The organism is Photobacterium sp. HL06, assembly GCF_059552575.1.
Map to the genome: position 1 here is coordinate 4066490 of NZ_CM183914.1, position 12591 is coordinate 4079080.

At 51.7% G+C, this 12591-nt stretch carries 11 protein-coding genes; 5 read left to right on the forward strand and 6 right to left on the reverse strand.

Going from position 1 to position 12591, the window contains the following annotated elements:
* The first annotated feature begins 121 nt into the window (after window positions 1-121).
* Genes ilvG through ilvA form a run of 5 tightly spaced genes read left to right on the forward strand, consistent with a single transcriptional unit; the run spans window position 122 to window position 6439 of the window.
* Complete coding sequence (gene ilvG, locus AC51G0_RS18415; RefSeq protein WP_496300126.1) at window positions 122-1768, forward strand: acetolactate synthase 2 catalytic subunit; 1647 nt, start codon at window positions 122-124, stop codon at window positions 1766-1768.
* Complete coding sequence (ilvM, locus tag AC51G0_RS18420) at window positions 1768-2016, forward strand: acetolactate synthase 2 small subunit (RefSeq protein ID WP_496300127.1); 249 nt, start codon at window positions 1768-1770, stop codon at window positions 2014-2016. The genes ilvG and ilvM overlap by 1 nt, the downstream gene beginning before the upstream one ends.
* Before the next feature lie 21 nt (window positions 2017-2037).
* The gene (locus tag AC51G0_RS18425; protein ID WP_496300128.1) at window positions 2038-2979 is read left to right on the forward strand and encodes a branched-chain amino acid transaminase; all 942 of its coding nucleotides are present in this window, start codon (window positions 2038-2040) and stop codon (window positions 2977-2979) included.
* A gap of 60 nt (window positions 2980-3039) precedes the next feature.
* Window positions 3040-4881 (forward strand): dihydroxy-acid dehydratase, encoded by a 1842-nt coding sequence (ilvD, locus tag AC51G0_RS18430; protein WP_496300129.1) that lies wholly within the window; start codon window positions 3040-3042, stop codon window positions 4879-4881.
* Window positions 4882-4885: 4 nt separating this feature from the next.
* The gene (ilvA, locus tag AC51G0_RS18435) at window positions 4886-6439 is read left to right on the forward strand and encodes a threonine ammonia-lyase, biosynthetic (protein WP_496302019.1); all 1554 of its coding nucleotides are present in this window, start codon (window positions 4886-4888) and stop codon (window positions 6437-6439) included.
* A 53-nt stretch (window positions 6440-6492) separates the two neighbouring features.
* Here ilvA and AC51G0_RS18440 read toward each other — a convergent pair whose 3' ends face one another.
* The 6 genes from AC51G0_RS18440 to AC51G0_RS18465 all read right to left on the reverse strand — a co-directional run bounded on the left by AC51G0_RS18440 (window position 6493) and on the right by AC51G0_RS18465 (window position 12586).
* Complete coding sequence (locus AC51G0_RS18440) at window positions 6493-6864, reverse strand: helix-turn-helix transcriptional regulator (protein WP_496300130.1); 372 nt, start codon at window positions 6862-6864, stop codon at window positions 6493-6495.
* Window positions 6865-7116: 252 nt separating this feature from the next.
* Window positions 7117-7494, reverse strand: a complete 378-nt coding sequence (locus tag AC51G0_RS18445) for a helix-turn-helix transcriptional regulator (protein WP_496300131.1) — start codon at window positions 7492-7494, stop codon at window positions 7117-7119.
* Window positions 7495-7789: 295 nt separating this feature from the next.
* Window positions 7790-9625: a glutamine--fructose-6-phosphate transaminase (isomerizing) gene (gene glmS / locus AC51G0_RS18450; protein ID WP_496300132.1), complete on the reverse strand. Its 1836-nt coding sequence runs from the start codon at window positions 9623-9625 to the stop codon at window positions 7790-7792.
* A gap of 20 nt (window positions 9626-9645) precedes the next feature.
* Complete coding sequence (locus tag AC51G0_RS18455) at window positions 9646-10413, reverse strand: DeoR/GlpR family DNA-binding transcription regulator (protein ID WP_496300133.1); 768 nt, start codon at window positions 10411-10413, stop codon at window positions 9646-9648.
* Window positions 10414-10592: 179 nt separating this feature from the next.
* The gene (gene glmU / locus AC51G0_RS18460; protein WP_496300134.1) at window positions 10593-11954 is read right to left on the reverse strand and encodes a bifunctional UDP-N-acetylglucosamine diphosphorylase/glucosamine-1-phosphate N-acetyltransferase GlmU; all 1362 of its coding nucleotides are present in this window, start codon (window positions 11952-11954) and stop codon (window positions 10593-10595) included.
* A 209-nt stretch (window positions 11955-12163) separates the two neighbouring features.
* Window positions 12164-12586, reverse strand: coding sequence for a F0F1 ATP synthase subunit epsilon (locus AC51G0_RS18465; protein ID WP_496300135.1), 423 nt, complete (start codon window positions 12584-12586; stop codon window positions 12164-12166).
* Window positions 12587-12591: the final 5 nt, after the last annotated feature.

Genomic DNA, 12591 nt, shown 5'->3' on the forward strand with positions numbered 1-12591 from the left:
GCAGAAAAGCCCCCGCACCGAACGGTCCGGGGGCTTTTTTTTAAACACTGGATGTAAATATGCTGGAAAAACCATCGAGACAGATTTCAGCAACTCGCAAGCAAGGAAAAGGGGAGCAGCGATGACAGGAGCAGAGTTAGTTGTTAAAGCGCTGCAGCAACAGGGGATAGCCACGGTATTTGGCTATCCGGGCGGCGCTATCATGCCAATCTATGACGCGCTCTATGATGGCGGTGTCGAGCATATTCTTTGCCGTCACGAACAAGGGGCGGCTATGGCGGCCATCGGTATGGCTAGGGCAACACAAGATGTCGCCGTCTGCATGGCAACTTCCGGTCCGGGTGCGACCAACCTGGTGACAGGCCTGGCCGATGCGTTTCTTGACTCAGTCCCGCTAGTTGCAATCACGGGGCAAGTTGCCAGTTCGCATATCGGTACCGATGCCTTCCAGGAAATGGATGTGATAGGCATGTCACTGTCATGCACCAAGCATAGCTATCTCGTCACGGATATCGACGACCTTGCGCCAACCTTGGCGGAGGCATTCGAAGTCGCCAAAACAGGCCGGCCAGGTCCGGTTATTGTGGATATCGCCAAAGATGTCCAGCTCGCCCAGGCACCTGTTGAAACACTGCCTTTTTTTGAGCCACCAGCCATACCCGTTGCAACGGCAGAGTCTATCGCTACTGCCCAGCGTCTTTTGTCTGAAAGCCATCGCCCCGTACTCTACGTTGGCGGCGGGGTTCAACTGGCCAAAGCCACCCAGACAGTACGCACCTTCCTGAAAATGAACCCGATGCCTTCGGTCAGTACGCTTAAGGGGCTGGGGACCATAGAGCGCCATGACCCGCACTACCTGGGGATGCTCGGCATGCACGGCACCAAAGCCGCGAACCTAGTGGTACAGGAATCCGATCTGCTGATTGTTGTCGGTGCCCGCTTTGATGATCGGGTAACAGGCAAGCTTGATACCTTTGCCCCGCATGCCAAAGTCATTCATCTCGACATTGATGCCGCCGAATTCAGCAAGCTGCGTCACGCCCATGCTCCGCTACGCGGTGATATCAATGTCATCCTGCCGCAACTGGAGCTATCGCATGACATCACCCCATGGGTGCAGCACAGCGAAAGCGTACGTTCTGATTTCAAATGGCGCTACGACCATCCTGGCGATCTTATCTATGCACCGCTGTTGCTGAAGCAACTGTCAGACATGATGCCCGATAGTGCCGTGATCTCCACCGATGTCGGCCAGCACCAGATGTGGGCCGCACAGCATATCCAGCCGCGCGAGCCACAAAATTACATCACCTCTGCCGGCCTGGGGACGATGGGCTTTGGGTTGCCGGCGGCTATGGGCGCCAAAGTCGCACGGCCTGATGATGAATCGGTCCTGATCTCCGGGGATGGCTCGTTCATGATGAACGTACAGGAACTTGGCACCCTAAAGCGCAAGCAAATTCCGGTGAAGATGGTACTGATCAATAACCAGCGCCTGGGCATGGTAAGGCAGTGGCAGTCCCTGTTCTTTGATGGCCGCCACAGTGAGACTATCTTGGATGACAATCCCGATTTCGTCACCTTGGCTAGTGCTTTCGGTATACCGGGTAAAACCATTACCTCAAAAGAAGAAGTGGAGCCAGCCTTAAAAGAGATGCTAGCCAGTAAGACGGCGTACTTGCTCCATGTTCTGATCTCCGAAGAAGAAAATGTGTGGCCTTTAGTTCCGCCCGGTGCAGCAAACCAAGATATGCTGGAGAATACTTAATGGAAAGATATTTACTCGACATCAAAGCGGATGATAAGCCAGTATTATTAGAGCGCGTTCTACGCGTCATTCGTCACCGTGGGTTTATTATTAAAAAAGTCACGGCAACACAAAATCATGAAAGTAAGATAGCCAGTGTCGAAATAATCGTCGACAGCGATCGCCCCATCAGCACGCTTATCAACCAAATCGAAAAGCTTTGGGATATTCGAACTGTCGAAACAACAATATTGGAACAACGAGATTAGCGCATAAGGAAGGTACACAACATGGCAAACACAGCAGATTATATTTGGTTCAATGGTGAGCTCGTTCCATGGCAGGATGCCAAAGTACACGTACTGACGCACGCAATGCATTACGGTACCTCGGTTTTTGAGGGGATCCGCTGCTACGATACCCCTAACGGTCCGATCGTGTTCCGCCACAAGGAACACATGCAACGCCTGAAGGACTCAGCCAAAATCTACCGCTTTCCGATCCCCTATTCAGTCGACGAGCTCATGGCAGCCTGCCGTCAGACCCTACGCGAGAACAAACTGACCTCAGCTTATATTCGCCCGCTCGGCTATGTACCCAATGTCGGCCTCGGTGTCTGCCCGCCGCCGGAAACTGAGATGGATCTGATCATCGCCGCTTTCTCCTGGGGAACATACCTGGGTGAAGACGCGCTGGCCAATGGTGTCGATGCCATGATTTCCAGCTGGAACCGCGCCGCGCCGAACACCATCCCGACCGCCGCCAAAGCCGGTGGTAACTACCTGTCGTCACTGCTAGTCGGTGGCGAGGCGCGTCGCCATGGTTACGCGGAAGGCATCGCACTGAGTGTTGACGGTTACCTGTCCGAAGGTGCCGGCGAGAATATCTTTGTTGTCCGCAACGGTGTGATTTCCACCCCGCCTGCGACCAGTGCGATCCTGCCGGGTATTACCCGCGATTCCATCATGACCCTGGCCAAAGAGCTGGGTTATGAAATCCGCGAGGAAAATATTGCCCGAGAAGCGCTATACCTGGCTGACGAAGTATTCATGACCGGTACCGCTGCCGAAATCGTACCGGTACGCAGCGTAGACCAGATCACCGTCGGTGAAGGCCGACGCGGCCCGGTAACCGAGAAAATCCAGTCGACCTTCTTTGGCCTGTTCAGCGGGCAAACCGAAGACAAATGGGGCTGGTTGGATCCGGTCTATCCAGAATCAGCAGATAAGTAAATTAACTCATATAGCTGCCCGGTCCTTCCTCTGGGCAGCTAGAAAAAGGAATTTGTAGTTATGCCTAAGTACCGTTCAGCCACTACCACTCATGGCCGCAATATGGCCGGTGCCCGCGCACTATGGCGCGCCACTGGTGTCAAAGATGAAGATTTCGGTAAACCAATCATCGCAGTGGTGAACTCATTTACCCAGTTTGTACCTGGCCACGTTCATTTAAAAGATATGGGGCAGCTGGTAGCGGGTGAAATTGAAAAAGCCGGCGGTATCGCCAAAGAATTTAATACTATCGCCGTTGATGATGGGATCGCGATGGGCCACGGCGGGATGCTGTATTCCCTTCCGTCCCGTGAACTGATTGCCGACTCTGTCGAATACATGGTCAATGCCCACTGTGCTGATGCAATGGTATGTATCTCCAACTGTGACAAAATCACCCCGGGAATGCTGATGGCCTCGCTGCGCCTGAACATCCCTGTGATCTTCGTATCGGGCGGCCCAATGGAAGCGGGGAAAACCAAGCTGTCCGATCAGATCCTCAAACTCGATCTGGTTGATGCGATGATCCAAGGTGCGGATCCGACGGTTTCCGACGAGCAGAGCGAGCAAATCGAACGCTCGGCCTGCCCAACCTGTGGATCGTGTTCTGGTATGTTCACCGCCAACTCGATGAACTGCTTAACAGAAGCACTCGGTTTAAGCCAGCCGGGCAACGGTTCGATGCTGGCCACTCACGCTGATCGTGAACAACTATTCGTCAATGCCGGTAAACGTATCGTCGAACTGACCAAACGCTACTACCAAAACGATGACGAAACCGCACTGCCACGTAATATCGCCAGCAAAAAGGCCTTCGAGAATGCGATGGCCCTCGATATTGCGATGGGTGGTTCAACCAATACGGTATTGCACCTTTTAGCATCAGCCCAAGAAGGTGGCATTGATTTCACCATGGAAGACATCGACCGTATGTCTCGACGAGTACCGCACCTGTGTAAAGTGGCACCGTCTACCCAACAATACCATATGGAAGATGTGCATCGTGCGGGAGGCGTCTACGGCATCTTAGGTGAACTCGACCGTGCCGGCTTATTCCACAACGATTGCCATAACGTATTGGGGCAAACATTCGCAGAGTCTTTGGCGCAGTTTGATATTGCCGTAACAGATTCGCAAGAAGTCAGAGATTTTTACCGCGCAGGCCCTGCAGGGATCCGTACCACCAAGGCCTTCTCGCAAGATTGTCGCTGGGACAGCGTCGATGACGACCGTGAAAATGGTTGTATCCGCAGCAAAGAACACGCCTTCAGCCAAGATGGCGGCCTAGCAGTGCTATCGGGCAACATGGCGCTTAATGGTTGCATCGTTAAAACCGCCGGTGTTGATGAAAGTTGCCTAACGTTCCGTGGCCCAGCCGTCGTGTTCGAAAGCCAAGATACCGCTGTTGAAGGGATCCTTTCTGGCAAAGTAAAAGCAGGCGATGTGGTTGTTATTCGCTATGAAGGCCCTAAAGGCGGCCCGGGTATGCAGGAAATGCTGTACCCGACCACTTACCTTAAATCGATGGGGCTAGGCAAAGAGTGTGCGCTGATCACCGATGGTCGCTTCTCTGGCGGTACCAGCGGCTTGTCTATCGGCCATGTTTCTCCTGAAGCGGCCAGTGGCGGTACCATTGGCTTGATTAAAGATGGCGATATCGTCGATATCGACATTCCAAACCGAAGCATTGATCTACAAGTTGACGAGCAGGAGCTAGCACAGCGCCGTGATGTGAACAATCAACAAGGCTGGCTTCCAACCGATCGCCACCGTGACGTTTCTTACGCACTGCGAGCGTATGCACTGCTTGCCACCAGCGCCGATAAAGGGGCTGTCCGTGATAAAACCAAGCTGGAAGGATAAAATGATGAGCGAAGTGAAACAGGCCGAGGATGTAGCGCTACCAAGCGGAGCCGACTACCTTCGCAATATTCTTCGGGCACCGGTCTACGAGGTGGCGCAAGTCACCCCGTTGCAAGCTATGGATCGCCTAGCGGCAAGGATCGGTAATGGCGTCCAGCTGAAAAGGGAAGACCGCCAGCCCGTCCACTCCTTCAAGTTGCGTGGTGCCTACACCATGATGGCGCAGCTGACCGAGACGCAACGACAGGCCGGCGTCATTGCTGCTTCGGCGGGCAACCATGCCCAGGGCCTGGCACTGTCAGGCAAACACCTCGGTGTCAGCACCACCATCGTGATGCCGCGTACCACGCCGGATATCAAGGTCGACGCGGTACGTAGTTTTGGCGGCAACGTGGTATTGCATGGTGGAAACTTTGACGAAGCCAAAGCCCATGCCGAAGCTCTAGCCTCGCAGCATGGCTATACCTTTATCCCACCTTTTGACCATCCTGCTGTCATTGCCGGGCAGGGCACTATCGGCATCGAGCTAGTACAGCAAAATGGTCATCTTGACTATGTGTTCGTACCGGTTGGCGGGGGTGGTTTGGCTGCTGGGGTCTCGGTACTGCTCAAGCAACTCATGCCCGAGATCAAAGTCATTGGGGTAGAGGCTGAAGATTCGGCCTGCTTGCGCGCCGCGTTAGATGCCGGCGAGCCGGTTACCCTGGACCAAGTGGGCATGTTTGCCGATGGTGTAGCAGTAAAACGGATCGGAGAAGAGACTTTCCGTTTATGCCAACAATATCTCGATGATGTGATCACCGTAACCAGTGATGAGATTTGCTCAGCGGTCAAAGATATTTTTGAAGATACCCGTGCCATTGCCGAGCCTTCCGGGGCACTGTCTTTGGCTGGACTGAAAAAATATGCCGAAGTGAACCAGTTACAAGACCAACAGCTAGCCGCCATCTTATCGGGGGCCAACCTTAACTTTCACGGTTTGCGCTATGTCTCCGAACGCTGCGAGCTGGGTGAAAAACGGGAAGGGTTGCTGGCCGTCACGATCCCTGAACGCCCGGGCGCGTTCCTGGATTTCTGTCATATCCTCGGAGGGCGGGCTGTCACGGAGTTTAACTACCGCTACAACGACGATACCCTGGCCAATGTCTTTGTCGGCGTACGATTGATGCAGGGGCAGGAGGAGCTGGAAGGAATTATCCACGACCTTCGCAAGGGCGGCTATCCGGTAGTGGATCTATCGGATGATGAGATGGCCAAGGTCCACGTCCGCTATATGATTGGCGGCCGACCTTCGAAACCACTGAAAGAAAGGCTATACAGTTTTGAATTCCCGGAATACCCGGGTGCCTTGCTGAAGTTTCTGAGCACACTCGGTGCTCACTGGAACATCAGCTTGTTTAACTACCGTAACCACGGCGCTGACTATGGCCGGGTATTATGTGGATTTGAGCTGGAAGACCATGATTTGCTGTCTTTCACCAGCCACTTGCGAGAACTGGGTTACCAGTGGAAAGATGAAACGGATAATCCTGCCTATAAGTTTTTCCTCGCCCAGTAAATATCACCTGCACAACAGAAGAAACAGCAGCCTTCGGGCTGCTTTTTTGTCGCTTAAGGCTGTTGCCCTTTCACGGTATTCAGATGTTCGATATAGCAACTGATCATTCCAATATAATGTGCTATCAGCTTAGTTTTCAGCGGCTCTGGCACTTTAGCCAATAGCTCAACCAGCTGCTTACTTTGATCACATTGATCAATAGACTGCGAGATCGTCTCCTCATCAATAAACCAGGTCAATGGTCGCCCGGTGATCTCCGCAATCTTCATCAGGGTTGTTACCCTCGGCTCGGTTTTCCCTGACTCCAGGTCAAGGTAGGTTTGCCTTGCGATATCTAGGCGCTTAGCCATTGCGACTTGCGAAATCTCTTTCCACTCTCTGGCATCCCGAACTCTCGCCGCAATGTGTGGTTTTGAGCTTTGCATTTACCCACCATCTGTTAATGATTCCCCTAACAAGCCTCCCTCTCAGGCAATCGCAAAATGTTGTAATTGCAGGGAAAAAGACTCAAATAACAGGAAATTATCCAACACAATGGCATAAGTTCACTACAGATCGCGTAAAAATGTGATGCAATACACTCAATGTCGAGCAAGGCAGACAAATCGAAAACACAAATGTGAATGATTGCGTACACACGAAAGGCACATCAATCAATTGTCTATCAGTGATCGACATTACTTGTCTTTCTGGGTCAATGCCCTGGTGTATTCCGCCATAAAGCCAGCCAAGTTAATACTTTGCTGCAAAATGACATTTCTGGCCGAATGGGGCAGGCGGCTGAAATACTGCAACAACCGATCGATTTCCTCTTTGTATTCGCTTTCTAATATTTCTATCCCTTCGTCACCATAGACAAACCAAGTCAGGGGACGCTCTGTGATCTCTGAGATCTCAGACAGCAGTCTGACTTTAGGTTCGGTCTTACCGGTTTCTAAATCCAGGTAGGTTTGCCGAGCCACCTTGAGCTGCTGCGCCATATGAACCTGAGTAAGCCCTTTCCACTCTCGCGCCTCCTTAATGCGCGCCGCAATTTTTGCTTTGGGATCTGTCATGTCTAACCTCCAATACAGATTTAAATGAAGACTGCCTAGCTTTCAATCCTAGGGGTGCATAACATAAGCCAACTTTGCAACTTAGTGTGAAGACATTAAAAATCAAAAGGTTAAAAACATTGCTATTGATAGCATTCTTATTTTGAGTCGCAGTTAGTGACGACCCTGAACATTTTTCCTATTTCGCAATAAACACGTCATTTATGTCTAGAGAGTAGCTTCTCTCCTGCTCTAAAACGACAAAAGGCGCCATAGTTGGCGCCTTTTCTCATAATTGAGAATCTCAGGAGATTAATTACTCAACGGTTACAGCCTTAGCTAGGTTACGAGGCTGATCAACATCGGTTCCCTTGATTAAAGCAACGTGGTACGACAGCAACTGCATCGGTACGGTATAGAAAATTGGCGCAATAATGTCATCAACACGTGGCATGGTAATGATCTTCATCCCTTCACATGCTTCAAAACCCGCTTCGCTATCAGCAAACACATACAGCAGGCCACCACGAGCACGCACTTCTTCAATGTTTGACTTCAGCTTCTCTAGCAGATCGTTAGTTGGCGCCACCACGATAACCGGCATATCGGCATCAATCAGTGCCAATGGGCCATGTTTCAGCTCACCCGCTGCATAGGCTTCTGCATGAATGTAAGAAATCTCTTTCAGCTTCAGCGAGGCTTCCATCGCAATCGGGTAGAACTCACCACGACCAAGGAATAGTGCATGATGCTTGTCTGCAAAATCTTCCGCTAGCTGTTCGATAGGTTTGTCGAATGCCAGTGCCTTCTCGACTTGTGTCGGTAGCTGGTGGAGAGAATCAACGATTTCTTGCTCTTTCGCCGCGTCAATCAGGCCTTTTTCTTTGCCCAGCGCCGTCACGAACATTAGCAGAGTGACCAGCTGAGTGGTAAATGCCTTAGTAGATGCAACACCGATTTCAGTACCAGCACGGGTCATAAAGGCTAGATCCGATTCACGAACCAAAGACGAACCGGCCACGTTACAAATGGTCATTGCCGACATGTAACCTTTTTCTTTAGCAAGACGAAGAGCAGCCAAAGTATCGGCAGTCTCGCCAGACTGGGAAAGGGTGATCAGCAAGCTGTTAGGGCGCGTGACAAATTTGCGGTAGCGGAATTCCGACGCAATTTCGACATCACAGCTCACGCCTGCCATTGCTTCAAACCAGTAACGGGCAACCATACCTGCATTGTAAGAGGTACCACAGGCAACAATCTGTACGTGTTCGACATTTTCCAGAATATCAGTGGCGCCATTGCCGATACTTTCAACAATCACAGAATCGCTGCTGATGCGGCCTTCCATGGTATTGATCAGGGCACTAGGCTGCTCATAGATCTCTTTTTGCATGTAATGGCGGTACTGGCCTTTGTCTGCGGCATCTTGCTGCAGGTTAGACTCGTGCACTTCACGGGTTACCGGCTGGCCATCAATATCAAAGATATTCACTTCGCGACGGGTAATTTCGGCCACATCGCCTTCTTCCAGGAACATGAAACGACGGGTCACATTCAATAGTGCCAGCTGATCCGATGCCAGGAAGTTTTCACCTACACCCAAACCAATAACCAGCGGGCTGCCAGAACGGGCGACAACAACACGCTCAGGGTCTCGGCGATCCATCACTACAGTACCGTAGGCGCCTTCCAGCTGAACCGCTGTTTTCTGTACCGCTTCCAGCAGGGTCGCTGCCGTGCGCAGTTCCCACTCCACCAAGTGAGCGATCACTTCGGTGTCAGTCTGCGATAAAAAGGTATAGCCACGTTCCGTCAGCAGTTCGCGCAATTCTTCATGGTTTTCGATAATACCGTTGTGAACCAGGGCAATATTGTCACCAGACATGTGCGGGTGGGCATTGGTTTCAGATGGCTCGCCATGGGTTGCCCAGCGAGTATGGGCAATACCGGTTCCGCCTGTGATTGATGAACTGTCAACGGCATCGGCCAGCGCCTGAACTTTACCCAGGCGACGAACGCGCTGCAGATTTGACTCTGAATCAACAACGGCAACGCCAGCAGAGTCATAACCGCGATACTCAAGACGGCGCAAGCCTTCAACCAAAATCTCTGCCACATCGCGCTGGGCTACAGCACCTACAATCCCACACATAGTCGTATCTCTCCTAATTTTTATTCAGCCGATGCGCAGATCACCTGCACACCATGATGTTCTATCTGTTGCTTCGCTTCGGGGCTTAAGCCGTCATCGGTGATCAGCGTGCTGATATTGCTCCACGGCAGCTCAAGGTTGGGGATCTTTCGTCCCACCTTGCTGGACTCGACCATCACCACGACTTCGCGTGATACCTCGGCCATCACCCGGCTCAGCCCGATCAGTTCGTTGAATGTTGTTGTACCACGCGCAATATCAATGCCGTCGGCACCGATAAACAATTGGTCAAAGTCGTAAGAGCGCAGCACCGATTCTGCCACCTGGCCCTGAAATGCTTCTGAATGCGGATCCCAAGTGCCGCCAGTCATCAGTAGCGTCGGCTCATCTTCAAGCTCATTGAGGGCATTGGCGACATTGAGCGAGTTGGTCATCACTATCAGCCCCTGCTTTTCACCCAGCAGTCTGATCAGACTGGCGGTAGTACTGCCGCTGTCAATGATGATCCGGTTATGGTCGCGGATCCGATCCGCCGCCGCTTTGGCAATGGCTAACTTACGAACCGAAACATGTTCTTCAGTTTCAGTGACCATTTCAGATGGCATCGCAATCGCTCCGCCATAGCGGCGCAGCAATAAGCCGTTCTTTTCCAGGGCAGCGAGATCTTTTCGGATGGTCACTTCAGAAGTGGCAAAAAACTTAGCCAGCTGATCAACGCTGACTTCGCCTTTGTCATTCACCATCGACACAATGGTATGACGGCGTTGTTGGGTGTTTCGCTTCGACATTAGTTACGAACTGATACTTTAAAGTTTCGAATTGAAAGAAATAGTAGCAGATCAGAACTTTTCTGATCAAGATTGTGCAATTAATTTTTTATAAAAAAGAAGCGAGAGGCGACAATAATGATGTGGGAACAAAAAAGGCAAGGGAAGCCCTTGCCTTTCATATTTCGCCGTGATTATGGTTACTTTTGTTTCACCGGGCGTTTCCAGCCTTTAATCGTACGGGCTGGCGCACGAGTGATCACTAACTCACCCTCGCCGATATCACGGTTGATGGTTGCACCGGCACCGATTGTTGCGCCCTTGGCCACTTTAACCGGGGCAATCAGCTGGGTATCCGAGCCGATAAATACATCGTCTTCAATCTCGGTCTTGAACTTGTTGGCACCGTCATAGTTACAGGTAATCGTACCGGCACCGATGTTCACGCGGTCACCAATTTCAGCATCACCCAGGTAAGTCAGGTGGTTTGCTTTTGAACCTTTGCCCAGACGCGCCTTCTTCATTTCAACGAAGTTGCCCACGTGTGAGTCGCCAACCAGTTCCGCACCTGGACGCAGGCGGGTAAATGGGCCGACGGTACAGTCTTCACCGACTGTCGCCCCTTCAATAACACTGTAAGGGCGAATAATCGTATTGTCGTCAATCTCACAGTCCTTCAGTACCGAGCCGGCACCAATGACCACGTTATCACCCAGGGAAACAGAGCCTTCGATGATGACATTGACGTCAATTTCAACGTCTGTGCCACACTGAAGTTCACCGCGTAGGTCGAAGCGTGCCGGATCACGCAGCATGACACCTTGCTCTAGCAGGCGCTCGGCCTGCATGGCCTGGAAAGCACGCTCAAGCTTCGCCAGCTGAACACGGTTGTTCACCCCTTCAACTTCAATCGCCTTCACCGGGTGCACCGCTTCAACAGCACGGCCTTCATTGTGGGCAATTTCGATAATATCCGTCAGGTAATATTCACCCTGGGCGTTATCGTTTTTCAGCTCAGCAAGCCAGCGCTTCAGATCGCCGCCGTTGGCAACCATCACCCCGGTATTAATCTCATTGATCAGCTTCTGCTCTTCCGTCGCATCTTTCTGCTCGACAATCGCCACTACCGGGCCGTTACGGCGAACAATACGGCCATAGCCTGTTGGGTCATCAAGTACCACAGTCAACAGCGCAATACCGCCTTCTGGCTGAGCATCAAGAAGGTTGTCTAGCGTTTGAGAACTGATTAGCGGCACGTCACCATATAGGATCAATACTTTCTCATCATCGGCAAGATCCGGGCAAGCCTGGTTCACGGCATGGCCGGTACCTAGCTGCTCAGCCTGCAGCACCCAGTTCACTGGCTCTTGTGCCAAAGCAGCCTTCATTTGCTCACCACCGTGGCCATAGACCAGGTGAATATTCTTCGCCCCAAGTCCGCCACAGGTGTCAATCACATGCTTGGCCATCGGCTTGCCTGCCAGCGTATGAAGCACCTTTGGTAAATGAGAGTACATGCGGGTTCCTTTGCCCGCTGCCAGGATCACAGCACTAAAGCTCATGATGGATTATCCTTCTTGATGCATATTTGAAATTACAACTTGTCGCATTGTATCGGTTCAGCCCCTCAGGTTTAAGGGAAATAGATTTTTTTTTGCGAGTAATAACATTATCGCGCTTGTAGGCAATCCGCCCCATATCATTCAGCTCATTGATATTAACGGGCATAAAAAAAGCGACCCGAGGGTCGCTTTTTGCGTCATGCGCCTGATTATCGCGCTTTTCTCGTCAGCTCAATAACACGAAGCTGAGCGATCGCTTTAGCCAGGTCACTGGCCGCTTGAGCAAAGTCGATATCGCCATGCTGATTCTGGATATGCTCCTCAGCCTGACGTTTCGCCTCTTCCGCCTTTGCAGCATCCAAATCTTCACCACGGATCGCGGTGTCAGCGAGTACAGTGGCTGTACCTGGCTGAACTTCAAGCATACCACCAGAAAGGTAGATAACTTCATGCTCGCCATTTTGCTTAGTGATTCGAACCATACCCGGCGTAATAGCGGTCAGCAGCGGTGCGTGTCCTGCGTGAATACCCAGTTCACCTTCGCTACCGGTCACCTGAATGTTTTCAGCTCGGCCAGAGAACAGTTTCTTCTCTGCGCTTACTACGTCCAGATGGAAGGTTATCGCTGCCATGTCGC

Bases quoted from the DNA above. Each gene is read 5' to 3' on its own strand.
- ilvG (WP_496300126.1), top strand. From the start codon at position 122: ATGACAGGAGCAGAGTTAGTTGTTAAAGCGCTGCAGCAACAGGGGATA.
- ilvM (WP_496300127.1), top strand. From the start codon at position 1,768: ATGGAAAGATATTTACTCGACATCAAAGCGGATGATAAGCCAGTATTA.
- AC51G0_RS18425 (WP_496300128.1), top strand. From the start codon at position 2,038: ATGGCAAACACAGCAGATTATATTTGGTTCAATGGTGAGCTCGTTCCA.
- ilvD (WP_496300129.1), top strand. From the start codon at position 3,040: ATGCCTAAGTACCGTTCAGCCACTACCACTCATGGCCGCAATATGGCC.
- ilvA (WP_496302019.1), top strand. From the start codon at position 4,886: ATGAGCGAAGTGAAACAGGCCGAGGATGTAGCGCTACCAAGCGGAGCC.
- AC51G0_RS18440 (WP_496300130.1), bottom strand. From the start codon at position 6,864: ATGCAAAGCTCAAAACCACACATTGCGGCGAGAGTTCGGGATGCCAGA.
- AC51G0_RS18445 (WP_496300131.1), bottom strand. From the start codon at position 7,494: ATGACAGATCCCAAAGCAAAAATTGCGGCGCGCATTAAGGAGGCGCGA.
- glmS (WP_496300132.1), bottom strand. From the start codon at position 9,625: ATGTGTGGGATTGTAGGTGCTGTAGCCCAGCGCGATGTGGCAGAGATT.
- AC51G0_RS18455 (WP_496300133.1), bottom strand. From the start codon at position 10,413: ATGTCGAAGCGAAACACCCAACAACGCCGTCATACCATTGTGTCGATG.
- glmU (WP_496300134.1), bottom strand. From the start codon at position 11,954: ATGAGCTTTAGTGCTGTGATCCTGGCAGCGGGCAAAGGAACCCGCATG.
- AC51G0_RS18465 (WP_496300135.1), bottom strand. From the start codon at position 12,586: ATGGCAGCGATAACCTTCCATCTGGACGTAGTAAGCGCAGAGAAGAAA.